Below are 21,924 nucleotides of genomic sequence, written 5' to 3'. Positions count from 1 at the left end.
CGAGCCGGAGGCAGTAATCCGCGGGCTACATCCAGGTGAGGGTGATGCCGTGGGTGGCGAGCCAGCCCTCCACGCGGTGATCGTGCGCGGCCAGCCCGTCCAGCACGGCCGTGGCCCGCTCGAACGCCCGGTGCGCCTGCGCCGTCTCGACCAGTCCCGCGGCATGCGCGGCGAGCAGTTCGTCGACGCCGAGCAGTTCGGCGGTGCCGCCGCGGCGCACGGCGATGGACAAGTACTGGTCCACCGCTTTCCAGCGTTTCTGGCCGACCCGGCTGAACTCGCCGACGTCGAGGCGGTAGACCGGTTCCCGGTGGTGCGCCGGGTTGGTCCGCGCCAGCGTCGCGCGCAACGAGAGTCCCGGCAGCAACCAGGATTCGAGGTAGTGCGAATCCGGTCCGCCGACCCGGCGGGCCATGTACAGGCCCCACGGCTCGACGTGGAAGCGGTCGACCGGGCGGACGAAGCCCTTGGCGTCGGTGTTGCTGAGTTCGGCCAGATTGAAGAACTCCACCCGCGGCCGGTGCGGCGCCGGTCTGACCGGAGCGATCGGCCCTGGTGGGGCGGCCATGACCGCGCCGGCGACGGAGGGAACCACCGCGCGGATGTCTCTGGCGACGTACCCGGCGATGCCGGTCACAGCCGGCACGGCGACGAGCAATGGAATCAGACCGCTCATGGCTTTCGTCCTTCACCAAGTCCGAACAACCAGATCAGGTTACACCTGGGTCGGGGTGCTCGCGCGGTTCGCGATAAGGTGTTCTCTCACACGAAATCTGTTGCCGCAACGGACATTTCGGACATGTAACCGTTCGCGCCGAGCGAGGGTGCGTGGGCTGTGAGGATGCGGTCGAGCGCAGGCCGCACGGCGAACTCCCTGCCGCCGAGGATGATAGGAGCGGGCTCGCACCGATTCATCGAAAGTCGTTGAAATCGTTCGCTTTCGGTGTACCCACCGCGCGGTGTCGCTTATCCCCTTCTTCTCGATGGCCGACAGGCGGCTTCGATCGCATCCGTGCGCATCAGTGGCACGCGAGCTCGTGAACTTCCGGCGAACGACCGGTCGGCGACCGCTTCCGGTGTGATCGGTTTCACAGCGTCGAAGCGTGGGGTGTCACCCGGCTCGTGACCGTCCGTTGTCCACGGGAACCTGTCGGTGGGTGGGCCTAGGCTGGTGAGCATGGCATTCGCAACCGAGATTCCGGCGGAGGGCTTCGAGGGCAGGGCCGCCGAGCAGCCGCTCGCGCACTCGGAGTTCCGCCCGGTCGGCGAGATCGAGCGCGTCGGCGGCCGGTTCGAGGTGGTCAGCGAGCACCAGCCCGCGGGCGACCAGCCTGCCGCGATCGCCGAACTGGAGCGCAGGATCACCGCGGGGGAACGCGACGTGGTGCTGCTCGGCGCCACCGGTACGGGCAAGTCGGCCACCACGGCCTGGCTGATCGAGCGGTTGCAGCGGCCGACGCTGGTGATGGCGCCGAACAAGACGCTCGCCGCCCAGCTGGCCAACGAACTGCGCGAGATGCTGCCGAACAACGCCGTCGAGTACTTCGTCTCCTACTACGACTACTACCAACCCGAGGCGTACATCGCGCAGACCGACACCTACATCGAGAAGGACAGCTCGATCAACGACGACGTCGAGCGGCTGCGCCATTCGGCGACCTCGAGCCTGTTGTCCCGGCGCGATGTGGTGGTGGTCGCCTCGGTGTCGTGCATCTACGGCCTCGGCACGCCCCAGTCGTATCTCGACCGGTCGGTGCAGCTACAGGTCGGCACCGAGATCGATCGGGACGCGCTGCTGCGGCTGCTGGTCGACGTGCAGTACACCCGCAACGACATGGCGTTCACCCGCGGCTCGTTCCGGGTGCGCGGCGACACCGTGGAGATCATCCCGTCCTACGAGGAACTCGCCGTTCGCATCGAGTTCTTCGGCGACGAGATCGAGGCGCTGTACTACCTGCACCCGCTCACCGGCGACGTCGTCCGTCAGGTCGACATGCTGCGGATCTTCCCCGCCACCCACTACGTGGCGGGCCCGGAGCGGATGGAGCGCGCGGTGCACGATATCGAGGCCGAGCTGGAGGACCGGCTCGCCGAGCTGGAACGTCAGGGCAAGCTGCTCGAGGCGCAACGGCTGCGCATGCGCACCCAATACGACCTGGAGATGATCCGGCAGGTCGGCTTCTGCTCCGGCATCGAGAACTACTCCCGCCACATCGACGGCCGGCCGGCCGGTTCGGCGCCCGCGACGCTGCTGGATTACTTCCCGGAGGACTTCCTGCTCGTCATCGACGAGTCGCACAACACCGTCCCGCAGATCGGCGGTATGTACGAGGGCGACATGTCCCGCAAGCGCAACCTGGTGGAATACGGCTTCCGGTTGCCGTCCGCGGTGGACAACCGGCCGCTGACCTGGGAGGAATTCGCCGATCGGATCGGGCAGACGGTGTATCTGTCGGCGACTCCCGGTCCGTACGAACTCGGGCAGACCGGTGGCGAGGTGGTCGAGCAGGTCATCCGGCCGACCGGCCTGGTCGATCCGCAGGTCGTGGTGAAGCCGACGAAGGGGCAGATCGACGATCTGATCCACGAGATCAGGCAGCGCACCGAGCGCGACGAACGGGTCCTGGTCACCACGCTCACGAAGAAGATGGCCGAGGACCTCACCGACTACCTGCTCGGGCTGGGGGTCCGGGTGCGCTATCTGCACTCCGAGATCGACACCTTGCGCCGCGTCGAGCTGCTGCGGCAACTGCGGCTCGGCGAATACGACGTGCTGGTGGGCATCAACCTGCTGCGCGAGGGCCTCGACCTGCCCGAGGTGTCGCTGGTGGCGATCCTCGACGCGGACAAGGAAGGATTCCTCCGCAGCACGACCGCGCTGATCCAGACGATCGGGCGCGCGGCGCGCAACGTCTCCGGCGAAGTGCACATGTACGCGGACAAGATCACCGACTCGATGCAGTTCGCCATCGACGAGACCGAACGCCGCCGCGCGAAACAGATCGCCTACAACGAGGAAATGGGCATCGATCCGAAGCCGCTGCGCAAGAAGATCGCCGACATCCTCGATCAGGTGTACCGCGAGGCCGACGAGACCGAGGTGGAGGTCGGCGGTTCCGGACGCAACGCCAGCCGGGGCAGACGCGCGCAAGGCGAGCCGGGGCGGGCGGTGAGCGCGGGCGTGTACGAGGGCCGCGACGTCAAGTCGATGCCGCGCGCCGAACTGGCCGATCTCGTGAAGGAACTCACCGCACAGATGATGAACGCGGCTCGGGAGTTGCAGTTCGAACTCGCCGGGCGGTTACGCGACGAGATCGCGGATCTGAAGAAGGAATTGCGCGGCATGGACGCCGCCGGGTTGAGTTGATCCGGGGCGCAGCGGCGCTGCCTCCGCGGTCCGTTCCCGGAACGACCGCGGAGGCAGCCGAGCCGTCAGGCCTGGGTGGCCATCCATTCGTTCACCCGGCGCTCGGCCTCTTCGCGCGAGACGTCCTCGACCTTGGTGAGCACCACCCAGCGGTGCCCGAAGGGATCGATCACCACGCCGAACCGGTCGCCGGTCACGAAGGTCTGCGGCTCCTCGACCTTGCGGGCGCCGTGTTCGACGGCGCGCCGCACCACGGCGTCGACATCGGGGCAGTAGTGCACGATCGAGGTGTGCACCCACTCGCCGTTCGGCGCCAGCACGCCGTTGTCCGGGATGGGCAGCCCCATCTGCAGGGTCGAGTCGCCGATCTTCAGTTCGGCGTGCGCGGGCTGCCCGTCGGGCATGTCGTTGCGAGTGACGACCTCGGCCTCGAAGACGGCGGTGTAGAAATCGATCGCTTTGTTGCCGTCGCCGACCGCGAGGAAACAGGTGATCGAGTGGTAGCCATCGGCAATGGGATTCACTGTGTTCGTCATGACCACTACTTTCGCCGGTCCGGGCCCCCGGGTCTTGTAAGAAAGCGACACCGTGCCGCGTAGCGCCGAATCATCCGCCGCCGAGCCGCCGCAGCCCCGCAATCCCCTCGCGCCCGAGGACACGAAGGGCATTCTGCATCCGGACGAGCAGGCGAAGCATCGCTCTCTGGTTCGCTTGCCGCCGGGTCCCGCGGTCGACCGCTACATCGAGTGGTACTGGGCGGTGAGCTGGGATCTGCGGGGCAGGCCGCCGTACCGGGCGGAGGTCCTGTCCTATCCGAGCGTGAACGTCACCTTCGAGCGATCCGAAACGCGCACCGGCGGATTCGTCAACGGCGTGACCACCACGAAATTCATCCGCGAACTCAGCGGGCTCGGGGAGACGTTCGGCATCCGCTTCCGTGCGGGCGGATTCGGCGCGTTCACCGGCCTGGATGTCGGCTCGTTCCGCGATCGCGCCGTGCCACTCGCCGACGTGCTGCCCGACGCCGCGAGCTTGACCGAACGCGTGCTGGACGCGCCGACTGTCGAGCGGCGTCGCCACATCGTCGAGGAATACCTCGCCGACCACCCCGCGGTCGAGGACCCGACCTATCGGTCGGTGCTGCGCATCATCGACGCCATGGCCACCGACCAGGAGCTCACCAGGGTCGATCAGATCGCCGAGCGGTTCGATGTGCCCGCCCGCACGCTGCAGCGCATGTTCCGCCGCTACGTCGGCGCGGGGCCGAAATGGGTGCTGCGGCGCTATCGATTGCAGGACGGCGCCGATCTGCTCGCGAAAGGCCGTACCGAGGATCTCGCCGCGTTGGCCGCGGAACTGGGTTATTTCGACCAGGCCCATTTCTCGCGTGAGTTCACCGCGGAAGTGGGTATGGCACCCCTGGAATACGCCAAGAATTCCCTACGTCTCCGGAACGAGGTCACCGCCAAGGTCATCCCGGCGAGGGCTTAGTTGCCGGACAGCCGACGAGGAGCTGGACATGGATGTCGTGGTGTTGATCGGACGAGTGTTGTTCGCGCTGCTGTTCCTGGCCTCCGCCCTCGGGCATTTCACTCAGACCGAGGCGATGGCGGGGTACGCGCGGAGCAAGGGCGTCCCGATGGCGAAGGCCGCAGTGTTCGGCTCGGGGGCGCTGTTCCTGCTGGGCGGCCTCAGCGTGCTGTTGGGCATCTGGGCCGACCTCGGTTCGCTGCTGTTGGTAGTCGCGCTGCTGCCGACGGCGGCCGTGATGCACCGGTTCTGGCAGGAGTCCGATCCGCAGACCAGACAGGGCGAGATGATCCATTTCAACAAGGACGTCGCCCTGGCGGGCGCCGCCCTGATGCTGTTCGCGTTCTTCGCGCACGTCGACGAACTCGGATTGACCATCACCGGTCCGCTTTTCGACCTCTAGTCCGCGCTCCCCGCGCTAATATTGCGCGTCCTTTTCACCGCAGGAAGAAGAAGCCATGGACATCATCGGAGCGATTCTCGGCATATTCTGGGCAAACTATCGGCAGTGGCCGTAGCCGCACGGCAGTCCGGGCCCGATCGGTCCGTTCCCGGCACGTGATCAACGTGCGGTGCGGACCGATCTTCGTGTGACGGACCTGGCTCTGTGATGAATATCCCAGGCCCGCAACGGTGTTGAAGGCCGTTGTGGCACATCACAAGTTTAGTTCTCCGAAATTGCGTCTGCCCTGGTTGGTCCGGCCCTTCCGGTATTCCCTGGCGAATACGCGGCGGGAATGGCCGGACGGCCCCGGTGTGATGTCTTGCGATTTCTGAAATTTCCGCACCGATTGCCGCTATGGTCGACCCCAGTCGCCGCGCCGGCGCGCCGTCGAACCAGAGGCGAACCCGTGCGCAGCACCCGACACACCGCATAGTTGGAGGAGAAATGACCGCCTACCGGACCATTGTCGTCGGTACCGATGGCTCGGACTCGTCGTATGTCGCCGTCGAGAAGGCAGGGGCGCTGGCCGGTGTGTCCGGCGCGACCCTGGTCGTGGCCTGCGCGTACTACCCGACCGACGACCGCGATGTCGCCGCCGCGGCCGACGTGCTCAAGGAGGAGGCTTACCAGGTACGCGGTTCCGCGCCGACCAATGAGATCCTGCGCGTCGCCAGGGACAAGGCGATCGCGGCGGGTGCGGCCGACATCGTCGAGCGCGCCATCGTCGGCGAGCCGGTGGAATCGCTGCTGGCGCTGGTCAAGGAGGTCGACGCCGATCTGCTGGTCGTCGGTAACCGGGGCCTGAACACCTTGGCCGGACGGCTGCTCGGCTCGGTGCCCTCCGATGTGGCGCGCAAATCGCGCTCCGACGTCCTGATCGTGCACACCGTGCGCTGAGTCCCCCCTCGGCCGAAAGGCTCCGTGCCCACCGCGAACAGCGTTGTGGCACGGAGCCTTTCGTCTTCCGGTGCGTCGGTGATCAGCGCAGCCGGTCGAGCACGGCGGGCAGGTCCGCGCTGTGCACCACGCCGAGCCGCTGGGTGGCGCGGGTCAGCGCGACGTACAGATCGTTGAGGCCACGCGGCGATTCGTCGAGGATGTCCCGCGGTTCCACCAGGTAGACCGCGTCGAACTCCAAGCCCTTCACCTCGTGCACGGTCAGCACGCGCACCGATTCGCCCGCGAGGTCGGCCAGCGGTGCCACCAGCGCCTGCGGCGCGATCACCGCCGTGGTCCCCGGCCCCGTCTCGGTGGCGACCAGCCGGGCGACCTCCGCGTGCACGTCGCCGGGCTCGACCCGGTACGCGCGCGGCGCGACGCCGGTCTCGCGGACCGAGCGCGGCGCGGTCGCCGTCGGATCGATGGCGGCGAGGACGTCGGCGGCTACGTCCATGATCTCCGCGGGGGTGCGGTAGTTGACGGTGAGTTCGGTCAGCTTCCACCGGGCCGCGACGTAGGGCTCCAGCATCCGCTGCCACGACGACGTGCCCGCCGGGTCGCCGGTCTGCGCGACGTCGCCGACCACCGTCACCCACCGGTTCGGGATGCGCCGCATCACCATGCGCCAGGCCATCTCCGACAGCTCCTGCGCCTCGTCCACGATCACGTGGCCGTAGGTCCAGGTGCGGTCGCCCGCAGCGCGCTCCGCGGTCGTCTGGCGGGTGCGGAAGTCCTGGCGTTCGGCCAGCTGGCCGGCATCGATCAGGTCGTAGGCCATCAGAATCTCGGGATCGAGGTCGTCCTCCAGATCCTGGGGCGCGGAGCCGGTGAGGATGTCGAGGGCGTCCTGCGCCTCGGCGAGCTGGGCGCGCCAGCGGCGGCGGGCGCGTTCGCGTTCCTCGGTGTCGTCCACGCCGAGCAGTTCGGCCAGCTCGTCCAGCAGCGGTGCGTCCGCCGGACTGAACCGCCCGTCGTCCGGCCGGAGCAGTTCGGCGCGGTCGGCCGGGTCCAGCGAGCTGGCGGCCCGGTCCAGTCGCTTCGGGTCGGCGAGCAGGTCGGCCAGGACATCCTGCGGGGACAGGATCGGCCACAGTTTCGCGATCGCCGCCTGGATCTGCGGGTCGGCGCGCATCTCGTCGCGGATCTCGGTGAGATCGGCCGAGCTGAGCAGACTGGGCCCACCGGAGAGGTCGGCGCCCATGGTCGCGGCGAGCTGATCGGTCAGCGCATCGATCACCGAGGCGGCGAAGATGGGCCGCGCCAGGTTGTGCGGGCGGCGCGAGGAACGGGCGCGGCCACGGGCCTTCGTGGCGATCTTGCGATCCAGCGTGACCGGATAGCCGTCGAAGCCCAACCGGATCGGTTCGGCGGGCACTTCCTGGCGGTCGCGCACGGCCTGCTTGAGCACCTCGAGTATCGTCAGCGCCCCCTTGATCTCGCCCGCGCGCAACGAGTCCTCGCGCGCGGCCCGGACGCCGGGGTACAGATCGCCGATGGTGGACAGCAGCACGCCGGTTTCGCCGAGCGAGGGCAGCACCTGCCCGATGTAATCGAGGAAGGTGGCGTTCGGCCCGATGATCAGCACGCCGCTCTTGGCCAGCTGCTGCCGGTAGGTGTAGAGCAGATACGCCGCCCGGTGCAGCGCGACCGCCGTCTTGCCGGTGCCGGGCCCGCCCTGCACCACGAGCACGCTCTTGTGCTCGGAGCGGATGATCGCGTCCTGCTCGTGCTGGATCGTCTCGACGATGTCGTTCATGTGGCCGGTGCGCGCGGCGTTGAGCGCGGACAGCAGCGCGCTCTCGCTGCCGACACCGCCGTCCGCGGCCGTGACGCCGGCCCGGCGCGCGGCCGTCAGATCGAGGTACTCGTCGTTGATCGCGGTGACCTTGCGGTTGCGCGAGCGGATGTGCCTGCGCCGGGTCACCCCGTCCGGCGCCGCGGTGGTGGCCAGGTAGAACGGCCGCGCCAGCGGGGCGCGCCAGTCCAGCAGCAGGCTCTCGTAGTCGTCCTTCTCGTCGAGAATGCCGAGCCTGCCGATGTAGCGGTACTCCTCCTGTTCACCGTCGAGGTCGATGCGGCCGAAACACAGGCCGTGCTCGGCGGCGTCGTATTTCGCCAGGTCCTCGGTGTAGAGCTGACTGAAGGACTCCCGTTCGCTGCGGGCCTGCGGCGTGCCGCCGGTCTCCAGCAGCACGGTGCGCAGGCGATTGCGCGCGTAGTCGCGCATCTCGTCGAGCCGCTCGTACAGCACCGACAGGTAGGCCTGCTCCTGATCGGTTTCGCGGGTCCGCTCGGGCGCGCCGCCGCCTGCGGCACGGTCCTGAGTGAGGTCGGGCAAACTGAACTCCTTGTCACCGCGAACAGGCGCGAGCACGCCGCCGGGATCGGGCAGGTGCACGCACGGAAAACAGAGTTGTCGAGTCTACTGGGGTTGCGACGGGCTCGCCGTAACCGCAGGTGAGGACCCCGGCGCCGGGGCGGGGGCGAGGTCGGCGGGCGGTGTGAGCTGCACCGGCGTGAAATGCTCGACCACCGGGAACGGGTCGTAGAAGTGGTGTAGCAGGTCCTTCCAGCGCTGATATTCCGGCGAGCCGCGGAATCCGACGACGTGATCATCGAGCCGGTCCCATTCCACCCGGAGCAGGTAGCTGCCCGGCGACTCGACACCGCGCGACAGCGACAGCGCCCGGAAGCCGGGCATGCTCGCGATGATCGGCCGTGCCGCGGCGAAGGCGGCTTCGAAATCGGCGGCGAGTTCGGGGTGAACCGGCAGAAGTGCGTGTTCGATGATCATGGCGAGCTCGTCAGGACGCGTGGGTGCTGTTGGGTCTGCGGCCTTTGGTGACGGTGCCTTCCCGCCGTCCAGGCGGCTTCGCGCGGTACATCGCCAAGTCCGCGTCGTGCAGCACCGCCTCCGGGCTGCGCCGGTCGCCCACCCCCAGTTCGGTGACGCCGATCGAGGCGTTCACCTCGATCCGGTGCCCGCGCGCGATGATCGGCTCGGCCATGGTCGAGCGCAGCCTGCTCACCAACGCGTCGATGTCGACGCGGCGGGTGCGGCCGGACAGCAGCACCAGGAATTCGTCGCCGCCGAGCCTGCCGACGATGTCGTCGCCGCGCAGGGCGCGCTGCAGGCGCTGGGCGACGATCTGCAGCACGGTGTCGCCGATGGCGTGCCCCAGCGTGTCGTTGATCGTCTTGAACCCGTCAAGATCGATGAACAGCACGGTGGACACCGGCAGCAGTTCCTCGGTGCTGGCCAGCGCGGCGGCCAGCTGGGACAGGATCAGCGAGCGATTGGCCAGCCCGGTCAGCGAGTCGTGCGTGGCCTGATACTCCAATTGCCTTCTGCTGGCGCGGAATTCGGTGATGTCGGCGAAGGAGGACACCGCCGACGAGCGCGGATCGCCTGGATTGAGCAGGCGGCTGCTGCCCGACAGCCAGCGCCGCTGGCCGTCCACCCGGTCGACGCCGAAGACATAGCCGGTGATCGTCTCGCCCGTGGCCAGCGTGCGCGCCACCGGATGGCGGCTCGGCGGCAGCGGCTGGGCGTTCGCGTCCAGCAGCACCAGCGGCAACGACTGGATGGTGCGCCCGATGACCATGCCGTCGGGCCCCTCGGTACCGAAGATGCGCTTGGCCGCCGGGTTCATCGACTCGATCCGGCCCTCCGGATCGATCACCACGACGCCCTCCTCCAACTGGGACACGACCGTGGTGAAGTAGTGCTCGGCCCTGCGCTGCGCGGCCTCGGCGTGGCGCTGGGCGGTGAGGTCGTGGATGACCACCTGATAGGCGAGGTGATCGTGCCACGCGGTCAGCACGGACACCGTCTCCACGGGCACGGTGCCGCCGTCCACCCGCATCAAGGTCATCTCGGTGGGAATCGAGGCCGCGCCCGCGGTGGTGAGGGTGCTGATCCGGTCGAGCATCGAGGGGACGGAGGCGGGGTGGACGAAGTCGGTCAGCGGGCGGCCGATGATCTCCTCGGCGTCCTCCGCGGCGAGCAACCGGACGGTGGCCGGGTTGACGTAGACGACCCGGCCACGCTCGTGCACACAGATCCCGTCCGGGGTGTGCTCGACCAGGGAGCGGTAGCGCGCAGCCAGCTGTTCGGCGGCGTCGACCGCCGCGGCCAGCTTGTCGTCACCCACTCGAACCCCCGATCATCGACCCCATTATGGCCATTGGAACACGGGATTATTCTGGTATCGACGTGGACAAGATCACATCCTCCACGCTATTGCTTCGATCACAGTACTGGCACGTTCTCGGGCCGGATCCGGCGATCATGGCAGAAACCGGTTTCTGCGTCGAGGCGGGGCAGACGGTTCGGCCCGCCCTGGGAGCCGGTGAAGGAGCGATACATGCCGGGTGCCGACCCGAACGCCGCTACGCGGTTCCGCACCGATCCGCGGGGGCCTCGAGACAACATGACCATCGCCGGGATCGGCGCGATCACCGGGTACGGATGGGGACGTGAACAGCTGTGGGACGGCTTGCTCAGCGGCAAGTCGGCGGCGGCTCTGCAACCGGGCTACGGCCCCGGTCGCGACGACGACGCGTGGGTCGCGCTCGTCCCTGACGGCGGGGACCCCGAGGTGAGCACGAGCCGGTACGGGCGGGCCGTGCACGAGGCGGCGCGGGAGGCCGTCGCCGACGCACGCGACCGGGGCTGGCGGCCAGGCCGCACCGTCGGCCTGCTGCACGCCATCGTGCTCGGCGACGTGGTGAACTGGCGCGACTTCTACCTCGTCGACGGCGGCCGCCGCCGGTCGAGGGACTACCTGCGGCTGTTGCCGTCCACGCCGGTCTCGATGCTGATGCAGGAATTCGGCTTCCACGGCCCGGCGATGAACATCTCCGCCGCGTGCAGTTCCGCCAACGTCGGGCTCGTCACCGCTAAGCTCTGGCTGGACGCGGGCATGGCCGACGACGTGGTCTTCGTGGCGACCGACCTGTCCGCAACCCCGGACATGCTGGACAGTTTCGTGCGGCTCGGCGCCGCGGTCGCCGACGCCGAACCGCTGGACGCCTGCCGTCCCTTCCAGGAGGGCAGTCGCGGGTTCAGCATGGGCGAGGCCTCGGTGGCGTTCGTGCTGACCCGTTCGGTGGATCGGCCCTATGCGGCGGTGCTCGGCGGCGCCATGTCCAACGACGCCTATCACGTGGTCTCGGTCGACCCGACGCACGAGCAGATCCTCGACTGCGCTCGCGGCGCGCTCGCCGCCGCGCACGTCACCGCCGCCGACGTGCGCTATTTCAACGCGCACGGCACCGGGACCCGGCAGTGTGACGTGGCCGAGCACCATCTGCTCGCGGACGTGTTCGCCGACCGCCCGCACATCTACGCGGTGAAACCGCTTGCGGGCCACTGCCAGGGCGCCGCGGCCGCCGTCGAGGTCGCGGCCGCCGCGCTGGGCTACGACCGGGGCATCGTGCCCGCGGCCCCGATCGTCGCGCCTGCGCATCCACGGCTGCTTGACGGCCCCACACCGTTCGAAGGCGGCATCACCGTGAAGCTCTCCCTCGGTATGGGTGGCAACAACTCCGTCGTGGTGCTCGGCGCCGCGTGATCGTGGCCGCCATGCGAGGTGCGGCGCGGGCACTCGCCCCGGGCCGAGCCTGAATTCCGCCTGCGCCAGTCTTTTTCGCTCGATGGGGACTTTCGGCCCTGTTCGCGGCATCCCCCGCGGTGCTGGCATGGGGTGGGACGAATCGATCCGGAAGGCGGGGCAATGCAGATGGTCTCATCGGGGCTGCGATTCGCGTCGGACCAGTGGACGACGGCCGCGGGGCCGGAAGTGGCGGTGACCACGCGTGGGGAGGTCTCGGCCATGGACGTGACACGGGCGGTGCGCGCCATCACCCGGGTTCTGCGCAGGCATCATCTCGACGGGCCCGCCCGGGTGCGTCTCGGCGCGCCGCCCGATCCGGAGGCGCCGACGGTGGTCCAGGTCGACGTCCACCACCGGGATGTGGTCACCCGGGTGCAGGTCACCGGTCCGCGCGGGTTCGCGGTGACCTTCGCCGCCGAGCGGCTCGACCGCCGACTGGCCCGCTCGGCCGCGGGCGAGACGCGGACCTGGCCCGATCCGGCCCGCCCTCCGCTGGCCCGCGCGGGTGCGCCGCGTCCGATCGTGCGCCGCAAGCGGTGCGTTCTGTCCGTCTGCACGCCCGCCGAGGCGGTCGCGGTGCTGGACGCCATGGACTACGACGCCCACCTGTTCATCGACGCCGAGACCGGTGCGGACGCGGTGGTGCACTGGACGGAGTCGGGCGTGCGACTCGTCCGCCAGTGGGCGACGTATCCGCCGATCCGGTCGACGGAGCTGGTGCGCGGCACCCCGCCGATCGTGGCCGACGCGGCTCCCGCCGTCTGTCTGGACCCGGCCGAGGCCGCGAACATCCTGTGCCACAAGGGATTGCCGTTCCTGTTCTGTACCGATCCTGGTAGCGGGCGTGGCGGGTTGCTGTACCGGCGCCACGACGGCGACCTTGCGATCGTGCTGCCCGCCTGACTCTCAGGCCAGCGGCGCGGACCAGTGCACCCTGGTGCCGCCGCTGTCGGTCCGCTGCACCGTGCAGTGACCGTCGGACATGCTCGCACGCTGCGCGAGGTTGGCCAGACCGCTCGGTGTCACCTGCGCGGGCATCCCCGCGCCGTTGTCCTCGACGAGCACGGTCAGTTCGTCGCCGACGGTGATCTCGACGGCGAGCCGGTTCCCGCCGGAATGGCGCACCGCGTTGCTGACCGATTCGCGCACCACGGCTTCCGCGTGGTCGGCGAGTTCGTCGCCGACCACGGACAGCGGCCCGGAGAACCGCACACTGGTCCGGAACGCGCCGTCGGCGGTCTGCTGGCGGATGGCGTCCTCGAGCCGACGGCGCAGTGGGTCGCCGCCGTGCAGGTCGAAGATGGACGTACGGATCTCCTGCACGACCTCCTGCAGACCGTCCATCTCCACCGAAAGTCGTTGCCGCACCACGGGATCCTCGGTGCGGGCCGCGGTGGCCCGCAACCCGAGCCCGACCGCGAACAGTCGCTGGACCACATGGTCGTGCAGGTCGCGTGCGATGCGGTCGCGGTCGGCGAGCACGTCGAGTTCGCGCATTCTGCGCTGGGTCTGGGCCAGTTGCATGGCCAGCGCCGCCTGATCGGTGAACGCGGCGGTCAGGTCCACCAGTTCGCCGGGGTACGGGGGACACCCGGGTGGCCGCACCACGATCAGCACACCGAGCGCGAGGTCCGCGGTCTGCAGTGGCAGCACCAGCGCGGGGCCCGCCGCGCCGACCTCGGCCCCGAGATCGACCGATTCGGCGTCGGCTAACCGCACCGGCGCGCGGCGAGTGAACGCCGTGCCGGTGGCGGTATCCGCGATGCGCACCCGCTCCGGGCCCCCTCCAGGGCCGAACCATTGCGCCACAACGAGTTCGGTGGCTTCATCGGGCGGCGTCCCGGGCGCCACCACGGCCAGCAGCGCCTGCTGCGAACCGGTCAGCGCGCGGGCGCGCGCCACCACCTGCGCGAGCACGAGATCCGGCGCCGTGCCCGCGAGGAACTCGGTCGCGATGTCGCGCGTCGCCTCGATCCACGCCTGCCTGGTCCGCGCGGATTCGTACAGCTTCGCGTTCTCGATGGCGATACCCGACGCGGCGGCCATGGCGAGCACGATGGCCTCGTCGTCCTCGGTGAACGACTGTCCCCCGGCCTTTTCGGTGAGGTAGAGATTGCCGAAGATCTCCTCGCCGACCCGCACCGGGACGCCGAGGAAACTGCCCATCGGCGGATGGCCGGGCGGAAAGCCCGCAGCGGCCGGATGTTCCGACAGATCGTCCAGCCGGATCGGGTGCGGGTGCGCCGGCAGCAAGCCCAGTACGCCGTGTCCCTCGGGGGAGCGGCCGATGTGGGCGGCCGTCGCGTCGTCGACGCCGTGGAAGATGAACTCGACCAGCCGGTCGTCGTGGCCGCGGATGCCGAGCGCGCCGTAGCGGGCCGCGACCGAGCGGGTGGCGGTTCGCAGCAGGGCGCGCAGGGTGTCGAGCACCGTTGACGGGAGATGCTGGGTCAGGATCGTCATGGATGAGTGGGGGAGGCCGGTGGGGGGCGCACAGCGGGCTCAGTTTAGTCGGGGACCGGTGCGCGCGGGGCGCAGTTGTGCGGAGTGGTGACCGGTCTCGCCGGAGACATCCGCGCCGCGCTTCTGTGGGTGTCCGTGGGTGCTCGCACCGTGCTGACCAGTTCGTTCGCCGCGCGTGCTCGAGGTTTTCCATCCCACCACCGCGGAGTGATCTCGCGCACCGCGCATCCGTTGGGGGCGTCGTCGGCCGCCCTGCGTCGGGCTGCCTGCCGTAACTGCGTCGACCAGGGGAATGCCGAATGACGTCGCGCTGTTGACCAGTGGTGCCGGGAGGGCGATGCTACGGAGGCGTCCTGGCCCGTTTCCCGGCTCATCCGCAACGTCCGGCCACAGGGGTCCCGCCATTCGCCCAGGTGACGGCCGGTCCGCGAAACTTGTCGGTGCCCATGCCTAGCATGGCGGCCGGGGGTATGTCTGGACGCCGAACACGAAGGAGAAGGGACGGCCGTGGCGGAACGCCTCACTGTGCGCGGAGCTCGGGAGCACAACCTCAAGGGTGTCGATCTCGACCTGCCCCGCGACAGCCTCATCGTGTTCACCGGTCTGTCCGGCTCCGGCAAGTCGAGCCTGGCCTTCGACACGATCTTCGCGGAGGGGCAGCGGCGCTACGTCGAGTCGCTGTCGGCGTACGCGCGGCAGTTCCTCGGTCAGATGGACAAGCCCGATGTCGACTTCATCGAAGGCCTCTCGCCCGCGGTGTCCATCGACCAGAAGTCGACCAACCGCAACCCGCGCTCGACCGTGGGCACCATTACCGAGGTCTACGACTATCTGCGGCTGCTGTACGCGCGAGCAGGCACGCCGCACTGCCCCGTCTGCGGCGAGCTGATCGCAAAGCAGACGCCGCAACAGATCGTCGACCAGGTGCTGGCCATGGAGGAGGGCATTCGATTCCAGGTGCTCGCGCCGGTGGTGCGCACCCGCAAGGGCGAGTTCGTCGACCTGTTCGACCAGCTCAACACCCAGGGCTACTCTCGCGTGCGGGTGGACGGCGTGGTGTATCCGCTCACCGATCCGCCGAAGCTGAAGAAGCAGGAGAAGCACGACGTCGAGGTCGTCGTCGACCGCTTGGCGGTGAAGCCGAGTTCCAAGCAGCGTCTGACGGATTCCATCGAGACCGCGCTGCGCCTGGCCGACGGCATCGTGGTGCTCGACTTCGTCGATCGCGACGAGCACGCGCACGACCGGGAGCGCCGCTTCTCCGAGCGCCTCGCCTGCCCGAACGGCCACCCGCTCGACATCGAGGACCTGGAGCCCCGCTCCTTCTCGTTCAACTCGCCCTACGGCGCCTGCCCGGACTGCACCGGCCTCGGCATCCGCAAGGAGGTCGACCCGGAACTGGTGGTGCCCGACCCGGCGCTGAGCCTGAACGACGGCGCCATCGCGCCGTGGTCGCGCGGCCAGACCGCCGAGTACTTCACCCGGCTGCTCTCGGGCCTCGCCGATTCCATCGGCTTCTCCATGGACACCCCGTGGCAGGATCTGCCGCCCAAGGCGCGCAAGGCCGTGCTGGAGGGCAGCGCCGACCAGGTGCACGTCTCCTACACCAACCGCTACGGCCGCAAGCGCTCGTACTACGCGGACTTCGAGGGCGTGATGCCGTTCCTGCAGCGGCGCATGGAGAACACCGAGTCCGAGCAGATGAAAGAGCACTACGACGGGTACATGCGCGACATCCCGTGCCCGGTGTGCAACGGCGCCAGGCTGCGCCCGGAGATCCTCGCCGTCACCATCGCCGCGAACGGCGACAAGAAGTCCATCGCCGACGTCAGCGATCTGTCCATCGGCGAGTGCTCGGCGTTCCTGAACTCGCTCACCCTGGGCGAGCGCGAGGCGGCGATCGCGGGGCAGGTGCTCAAGGAGGTGCAGGCGCGGCTGGGCTTCCTGCTCGATGTCGGCCTGGAGTACCTCACGCTGTCCCGCGCGGCCGCCACCCTCTCCGGCGGTGAGGCGCAGCGCATCCGGCTCGCCACCCAGATCGGCTCCGGCCTGGTCGGTGTGCTGTACGTACTCGACGAGCCGTCCATCGGCCTGCACCAGCGGGACAACCGCAGGCTCATCGAAACCCTCACGCGGCTGCGCAATCTGGGCAACACGTTGATCGTGGTCGAGCACGACGAGGACACCATCCGCGCGTCGGACTGGGTGGTCGACATCGGCCCGTTCGCCGGCGAGCACGGCGGCACGGTGGTGCACAGCGGGCCCTACGAAGAGTTGCTCACCGATCCGAACTCGCTCACCGGGGCATATCTGTCGGGCCGGGAACGCATCGACGTGCCGCTGGTGCGCCGCCCGGTCACCAAGAAGCGGCAGCTCACCGTGGTCGGGGCGAGCGAGCACAACCTGAAGGGCATCGACGTCGCCTTCCCGCTCGGTGTGCTCACCTCGGTGACGGGCGTCTCCGGGTCGGGCAAGTCGACCTTGGTGAACGACATCCTGGCCACGGTGCTGGCGAACCGGCTCAACGGCGCCCGGCAGGTGCCGGGCAGGCACACCCGAGTCAACGGGCTCGACCACCTGGACAAGCTGGTGCAGGTGGACCAATCGCCGATCGGCCGGACGCCACGGTCCAACCCGGCCACCTACACCGGCGTCTTCGACAAGATCCGCACGCTGTTCGCGGCCACCACCGAGGCGAAGGTGCGCGGATACCAGCCGGGCCGGTTCTCCTTCAACGTCAAGGGCGGTCGCTGCGAGGCCTGCTCCGGCGACGGCACGCTGAAGATCGAGATGAACTTCCTGCCGGACGTCTACGTCCCCTGCGAGGTGTGCCACGGCGCCCGCTACAACCGGGAAACCCTCGAGGTGCACTACAAGGGCAAGACCATCGCCGAGGTGCTGGACATGTCCATCGAGGAAGCCGCCGAGTTCTTCGAACCGGTCACCTCGATCCACCGCTACCTCAAGACCCTGGTGGACGTCGGGCTCGGCTACGTACGTCTCGGCCAGAGCGCTCCCACCCTCTCCGGTGGTGAGGCCCAGCGGGTGAAACTCGCCGCCGAGTTGCAGAAGCGGTCCACCGGCCGCACGGTGTACATCCTCGACGAGCCGACCACGGGCCTGCACTTCGAGGACATCCGCAAGCTGCTGAACGTCATCAACGGCCTGGTGGACAAGGGCAACACGGTGATCGTCATCGAGCACAACCTGGACGTCATCAAGACCTCCGACTGGGTGATCGACATGGGTCCCGAGGGCGGCTCCGGCGGCGGCACCGTGGTGGCGGAGGGTACGCCGGAGGAGGTCGCGGGCGTCGCGCACAGCTACACCGGTCAGTTCCTGAAGGAAGTGCTGGACCAGCCACCCGCGCCGCAGAGCGTCGCGAAGAAGGCTCCGGCGAAGAAGACCGCGGGCAAGGCCACCAAGCGTCCGGCGAAGAAGGCCGCGGCGGTCGGCTGACCTCTCGTCCGAAGCGGGCGCGGTCCGGGTGCGCCGGGCCGCGCCGCCGTTCGTTCAGCGGTTGGCGATGGCGTGGATCAGTTCGGTGAGTTCCTTCGGCTTGGACCACATCGGCCAATGTCCCGTGGGCAGGTCGACGTACTCGGCGTCGATGCGTGCCAGTTCGGCGAAGAGGGGAGTTTCACCGTTGTCGCGCAGCTTCTCGACCACGTCGGCGGTCATGCTGCTGCAGATCACGGTGGCCGGGACCGACAGGCGGGCGTCCGAATCGCTCAACCGGAGCGGGGCGGCCGCGACGGACGTGGGCTCCGACACGGCACGCTCCCGAAAGCGCGCCAAGGCGGCCTCGTCCAGGCCCGCCAGGCTGTTGCCCGCGGCCTCCAGTTCCGGCCATTCCGGCAGAATCCATTCGCGCACGGCGACGTCGAGCGCGGAGTTGATGACGAAACCGTTCGGCAGCGGCGCGCTGTCGACGTAGATCGCCCGGCGGAACAGCTCGGGCGCGCGGTCGATGGCGAGATAGGCGGGCGCCGCCCCGCCGGAATGCGCGACGAGCACGACGGTCTCGCCCTCGGGCACCGCATCGACGATGGCTTGCGCCTGGGATTCCAGGGTGGCCGACAACCGGTCCGGGTCGGCTTCATCCAAGCCGGGCAGTGTGAGCGCCACCACCTCGTTGCCACGCCGCCGCAGATCGGGTGCGACCTCGTCCCACGCCCATGCACCGAGCCAGAATCCGGGAGCGAGAAGAATCCGAGTAGCCATGGGCTCACTGTGCCCCACCCGTTGGTAAATTTCCTAAACATCGTTGTACCCAACGGTATTCGCGCACAATTCCGTCGGTGCTTCGGAATTCTCTGCTCGACCGGGCGGAATGCTGAGAATGGATGGGGGCGGGCACGTCACCGATGGACGACCTGCTCCTGACCGGCCGCGGCCTGTCGATTGTTCAGCGCGGTACGGTGTTCGGCGTCTTCCAATGCCAGGCTCGGGAACCGCGCGAGCTCAGTAGACCGGACCGGTGTATTTCTCGCCCGGGCCTTTGCCCGGCTCGTCGGGATGCGCGGAGGACTCGCGGAAGGCGCGTTGCAGGGACTGCAACCCCTCGCGCATCGGTCCCGCGTGCGGACCCAGGTACTCCACCGAGGCCGTCACGAGTCCGGCCAGCGCGGTGATCACGCGGCGCGCCTCGTCCAGGTCACGCCGCGGGCTGGTCTCGGGGTCCTCGTCCGCCAGCCCGAGCTTCTCGGCCGCCGAACTCATCAGCATCACGGCGGCGCGGCTGATCACCTCGACCGCGGGGATGTCGGCCAGTTCGCGTACGGAGGCGTCGAGCTCGTCAGTCATGCCTTCAGGCTAGCGACGCCGCCCGGAGCATCCGGAGGTGGCCGATCTCGGTGATGTCGGCGAGGTGGATCCCGGCGAGTGACCAGGTCAGGTCGAACTGCCATCGCAGCAGGTCGCGGGGTGGTGTGGGCACCGGGGGAGCGTGGCATGCCGGACGCGGCCGGGCAATGATTCGCGGCCGATTCGGCGATAGCCGAACGGAATGTTAGACTTTCCGCTGACGACCGCCCCGGGCTGCCCCGGGGCTGATAAGTGGAGCCCGACTCCCACCGTTGCCGACGAGTCATCGTACGGTCCAGCGGTCCGGTCACTCACCCGCGAGGGTGGGTTTCTCGTGCCGGGGTTCTCATGGAGAACCCTGCCGCGCGAGAGTCGACCCGAGTTCGCTCGTGGTTGGTGATCGGTCGACATCGGGCCCCGTGCGCGGAATACCGCACCGGGGCCTTCGTGTTGAACAGGGGTTGCAGTTATTGCGCGCGGTCGTCTGACGACACCGCTTGACCTAGGAGGCCCCATCAGCACTGAGACCCGCATCAACGATCGCATCCGTGTTCCCGAGGTCCGGCTCATCGGACCGGGCGGCGAGCAGGTTGGGATCGTGCGTGTTGAAGATGCACTACGCGTCGCCCTCGAAGCCGACCTCGATCTGGTCGAGGTGGCACCGGATGCCCGTCCGCCGGTCTGCAAGATCATGGACTACGGCAAGTTCAAGTACGAGACGGCGCAGAAGGCGCGCGAGTCTCGGAAGAACCAGCAGCAGACGGTGATCAAGGAGCAGAAGCTCCGCCCGAAGATCGACGACCACGACTACGAGACCAAGAAGCGCAACGTCGTGCGCTTCCTCGAGGCCGGGTCCAAGGTCAAGGTGACGATCATGTTCCGGGGACGCGAGCAGTCCCGCCCCGAACTCGGTTTCCGGCTGCTGCAGCGGCTGGCGTCCGACGTCGCCGATCTCGGTTTCGTGGAAACCTCGGCCAAGCAGGACGGTCGCAACATGACCATGGTCCTCGCCCCCCACAAGGGCGCGAAGACCCGGGTGAAGGCGCAGCAGGAGTCGGCTTCGCGCCCGGCGCCCAGCGCCGCCCCGGCCGGTCAGCCCGCCCCGGAGCAGGCCGAGACGGCCGGCCCGCAGTAACACCGATCAGAACACCCGGCGGTCCGCCCCGACCGCCGGGACGACAGATAGAGGAATCCATGCCGAAGATGAAGACGCACAGCGGCGCCTCGAAGCGATTCAAGGTGACCGGCAAAGGCAAGCTGCTGCGCCAGCAGGCGAACCGTCGCCACCTGTTCGAGCACAAGCCCAGCCGCCGGACTCGTCGTCTGGACGGTGTGGAAGTCGTCGCCTCCGCCGACGTCCGTCGCGTGAAGAAGCTGCTCGGTCTCTGATCGCGCCCGCGCGCAGACCGGCACGCACTCGCGACCGGAGTTACCTCCGTCGCCACCCCGACCCATTTCCGGGCGCCGCCCCGCGCCCCCAGATCGAACAGGACTGACCAGTGGCACGCGTCAAAAGGGCCGTCAACGCTCAGAAGAAGCGCCGTTCCATCCTCGAGGCCTCCAAGGGCTACCGCGGCCAGCGCTCGCGGCTGTACCGCAAGGCCAAGGAGCAGCAGCTGCACTCGCTCACCTACGCCTACCGGGACCGCCGGGCGCGCAAGGGTGACTTCCGCAAGCTGTGGATCGCGCGCATCAACGCCGCCGCGCGGATCAACGACATCACCTACAACCGCTTCATCCAGGGCCTGAAGGCCGCCGGTGTGGAGGTGGACCGCAAGATCCTCGCCGAGCTCGCGGTGTCGGACGCCGAGGCGTTCGCCGGTCTCGTCGCGGTCGCCAAGGCCGCCCTGCCGCAGGATGTCAACGCGCCGGCCGCCTGAGTCGCGTTCGTTGACACCCGGACGACTTTCGGAACGACCCGTGGAAGCGCTCAGTGAGCGCAATCCGCGGGTCGTTTCCGCTGTCAAGCTGCAACGCGGAGCGCAGCGCCGCAAAGCGGGCCGATTCCTCGCCGAAGGAGCCAATGCCGTCGCCGCGGCCCTGGAGACCGCCCGCGTCCACGAGCTGTTCTATTCGCAGGCGGCCGCCGAACGCGACCACGCGCTGATCGCGGGGGCGTCCGCCGCGGGCGTCCGCACCACGCTGGTCAGCGACCGCGCGGCGGAGCATCTCGCGGAAACGGTCACGGCGCCGGGCTTGGTGGCGGTCTGCGATCTGCTCGACGTGCCCCTGGCCACGATCCTCGACGCCGGACCCCGGATGCTCGCCGTCCCGGTCGAGATGGCCGAGCCGGGAAACGCAGGCACGGTCATCCGAGTCGCCGATGCGGTCGGCGCCGACGGCGTGGTGCTGGCGGGCGACACGGTCGACCCGCACAACGGCAAATGCGTACGAGCCAGCGCGGGCAGCATCTTCCATGTGCCGATCGCCCGGCACCGCGATGTCGCCGAGACGCTGGATGCGATCGCCGCGGCGGGCATCACGATCCTCGCTACGGCGGCGAACGGCGAGGTCGACCTCGACGACGCCGACGAATTGTTCACCGAACCGGTGGCCTGGCTGTTCGGCAACGAGGCGCACGGCCTCGACCCGGCCGTCGCACGCCGCGCCGACCACCGCGTCCGCATTCCCATTCGCGGCCGCGCCGAGAGCCTGAATCTGGCGACGGCCGCCGCGATCTGCCTGTACGCGAACTCGCGCGTGCGGTATTAGATCTCCAGCGCCTGCGGCGCTGGGTGTTCGCGGCCCCCTTGTGG

Annotated in this window: 19 protein-coding genes and 1 pseudogene; 11 read left to right on the top strand and 9 right to left on the bottom strand. The window is 68.9% G+C overall.

Annotated features, from left to right (window positions below; all coding sequences use genetic code 11):
- Positions 1–25: 25 nt before the first annotated feature.
- Positions 26–676 (bottom strand): hypothetical protein, encoded by a 651-nt coding sequence (locus ACFV2O_RS33185; protein ID WP_356967866.1) that lies wholly within the window; start codon positions 674–676, stop codon positions 26–28.
- A 501-nt stretch (positions 677–1,177) separates the two neighbouring features.
- Here ACFV2O_RS33185 and uvrB point away from each other — a divergent pair.
- Complete coding sequence (uvrB, locus tag ACFV2O_RS33180) at positions 1,178–3,367, top strand: excinuclease ABC subunit UvrB (protein WP_379255560.1); 2,190 nt, start codon at positions 1,178–1,180, stop codon at positions 3,365–3,367.
- Between the two features lie 65 nt (positions 3,368–3,432).
- On the opposite strand, the gene ACFV2O_RS33175 is transcribed toward uvrB, so the two are convergent.
- Positions 3,433–3,903 (bottom strand): VOC family protein, encoded by a 471-nt coding sequence (locus tag ACFV2O_RS33175; RefSeq protein ID WP_355078215.1) that lies wholly within the window; start codon positions 3,901–3,903, stop codon positions 3,433–3,435.
- Between the two features lie 52 nt (positions 3,904–3,955).
- Here ACFV2O_RS33175 and ACFV2O_RS33170 point away from each other — a divergent pair, with 52 nt between their 5' ends.
- The 3 genes from ACFV2O_RS33170 (at position 3,956) to ACFV2O_RS33160 (ending at position 6,239) form a co-directional block, all read left to right on the top strand.
- Entirely contained in the window at positions 3,956–4,858 is a 903-nt protein-coding gene (locus tag ACFV2O_RS33170; RefSeq protein WP_379255558.1) for a DUF6597 domain-containing transcriptional factor, read from the top strand.
- Positions 4,859–4,886: 28 nt separating this feature from the next.
- Positions 4,887–5,300 carry a DoxX family membrane protein gene (locus ACFV2O_RS33165; protein ID WP_355078213.1) on the top strand — a complete coding sequence of 138 codons (414 nt, stop codon included), beginning with the start codon at positions 4,887–4,889 and terminating at the stop codon, positions 5,298–5,300.
- 486 nt (positions 5,301–5,786) lie between these two features.
- On the top strand, positions 5,787–6,239 hold the full coding sequence (locus tag ACFV2O_RS33160) for a universal stress protein (protein ID WP_355078212.1): 453 nt from the start codon (positions 5,787–5,789) through the stop codon (positions 6,237–6,239).
- Between the two features lie 82 nt (positions 6,240–6,321).
- Here ACFV2O_RS33160 and ACFV2O_RS33155 read toward each other — a convergent pair whose 3' ends face one another.
- The 3 genes and pseudogenes from ACFV2O_RS33155 to ACFV2O_RS33145 all read right to left on the bottom strand — a co-directional run bounded on the left by ACFV2O_RS33155 (position 6,322) and on the right by ACFV2O_RS33145 (position 10,435).
- Positions 6,322–8,619, bottom strand: a complete 2,298-nt coding sequence (locus ACFV2O_RS33155) for a HelD family protein (RefSeq protein WP_379255556.1) — start codon at positions 8,617–8,619, stop codon at positions 6,322–6,324.
- A gap of 171 nt (positions 8,620–8,790) precedes the next feature.
- Positions 8,791–9,075: pseudogene (locus ACFV2O_RS33150) on the bottom strand (antibiotic biosynthesis monooxygenase family protein); the annotation flags it as partial.
- Between the two features lie 10 nt (positions 9,076–9,085).
- The gene (locus ACFV2O_RS33145; RefSeq protein ID WP_364430355.1) at positions 9,086–10,435 is read right to left on the bottom strand and encodes a diguanylate cyclase domain-containing protein; all 1,350 of its coding nucleotides are present in this window, start codon (positions 10,433–10,435) and stop codon (positions 9,086–9,088) included.
- Positions 10,436–10,714: 279 nt separating this feature from the next.
- Between ACFV2O_RS33145 and ACFV2O_RS33140 the strand changes: the two genes are divergently transcribed.
- Entirely contained in the window at positions 10,715–11,857 is a 1,143-nt protein-coding gene (locus tag ACFV2O_RS33140; RefSeq protein ID WP_379255699.1) for a beta-ketoacyl synthase N-terminal-like domain-containing protein, read from the top strand.
- 162 nt (positions 11,858–12,019) lie between these two features.
- Positions 12,020–12,802: a sigma 54 modulation/S30EA ribosomal C-terminal domain-containing protein gene (locus ACFV2O_RS33135; protein WP_379255554.1), complete on the top strand. Its 783-nt coding sequence runs from the start codon at positions 12,020–12,022 to the stop codon at positions 12,800–12,802.
- A gap of 3 nt (positions 12,803–12,805) precedes the next feature.
- Here ACFV2O_RS33135 and ACFV2O_RS33130 read toward each other — a convergent pair whose 3' ends face one another.
- A complete protein-coding gene (locus ACFV2O_RS33130; RefSeq protein ID WP_379255552.1) occupies positions 12,806–14,362 on the bottom strand; it encodes a GAF domain-containing protein in 1,557 nt (518 codons plus the stop codon).
- A 507-nt stretch (positions 14,363–14,869) separates the two neighbouring features.
- On the opposite strand from ACFV2O_RS33130, the gene uvrA reads away from it, so the two are divergent.
- Positions 14,870–17,821 carry an excinuclease ABC subunit UvrA gene (uvrA, locus tag ACFV2O_RS33125; RefSeq protein WP_379255550.1) on the top strand — a complete coding sequence of 984 codons (2,952 nt, stop codon included), beginning with the start codon at positions 14,870–14,872 and terminating at the stop codon, positions 17,819–17,821.
- A gap of 54 nt (positions 17,822–17,875) precedes the next feature.
- Here the strand turns inward: uvrA and ACFV2O_RS33120 are convergent, their stop codons facing one another.
- The 3 genes from ACFV2O_RS33120 to ACFV2O_RS33110 all read right to left on the bottom strand — a co-directional run bounded on the left by ACFV2O_RS33120 (position 17,876) and on the right by ACFV2O_RS33110 (position 19,301).
- On the bottom strand, positions 17,876–18,586 hold the full coding sequence (locus tag ACFV2O_RS33120; protein ID WP_379255548.1) for an alpha/beta fold hydrolase: 711 nt from the start codon (positions 18,584–18,586) through the stop codon (positions 17,876–17,878).
- Between the two features lie 240 nt (positions 18,587–18,826).
- Positions 18,827–19,168 (bottom strand): DUF1844 domain-containing protein, encoded by a 342-nt coding sequence (locus ACFV2O_RS33115; RefSeq protein WP_355078206.1) that lies wholly within the window; start codon positions 19,166–19,168, stop codon positions 18,827–18,829.
- A 4-nt stretch (positions 19,169–19,172) separates the two neighbouring features.
- The gene (locus tag ACFV2O_RS33110; RefSeq protein WP_355078205.1) at positions 19,173–19,301 is read right to left on the bottom strand and encodes a hypothetical protein; all 129 of its coding nucleotides are present in this window, start codon (positions 19,299–19,301) and stop codon (positions 19,173–19,175) included.
- Positions 19,302–19,637: 336 nt separating this feature from the next.
- Between ACFV2O_RS33110 and infC the strand changes: the two genes are divergently transcribed.
- The 4 genes from infC to ACFV2O_RS33090 all read left to right on the top strand — a co-directional run bounded on the left by infC (position 19,638) and on the right by ACFV2O_RS33090 (position 21,880).
- Positions 19,638–20,303 (top strand): translation initiation factor IF-3, encoded by a 666-nt coding sequence (gene infC, locus ACFV2O_RS33105; protein WP_379255697.1) that lies wholly within the window; start codon positions 19,638–19,640, stop codon positions 20,301–20,303.
- Between the two features lie 59 nt (positions 20,304–20,362).
- A complete protein-coding gene (gene rpmI / locus ACFV2O_RS33100) occupies positions 20,363–20,557 on the top strand; it encodes a 50S ribosomal protein L35 (RefSeq protein ID WP_355078204.1) in 195 nt (64 codons plus the stop codon).
- A 110-nt stretch (positions 20,558–20,667) separates the two neighbouring features.
- Positions 20,668–21,048, top strand: a complete 381-nt coding sequence (rplT, locus tag ACFV2O_RS33095; protein ID WP_039797323.1) for a 50S ribosomal protein L20 — start codon at positions 20,668–20,670, stop codon at positions 21,046–21,048.
- Between the two features lie 40 nt (positions 21,049–21,088).
- Positions 21,089–21,880: an RNA methyltransferase gene (locus ACFV2O_RS33090; RefSeq protein WP_356967886.1), complete on the top strand. Its 792-nt coding sequence runs from the start codon at positions 21,089–21,091 to the stop codon at positions 21,878–21,880.
- Positions 21,881–21,924: the final 44 nt, after the last annotated feature.

The sequence above is a fragment of the Nocardia sp. NPDC059691 genome, assembly GCF_042733915.1.
GTDB lineage: Bacteria > Actinomycetota > Actinomycetes > Mycobacteriales > Mycobacteriaceae > Nocardia > Nocardia sichangensis.
This window is presented reverse-complemented; position numbering and strand designations above follow the sequence as displayed.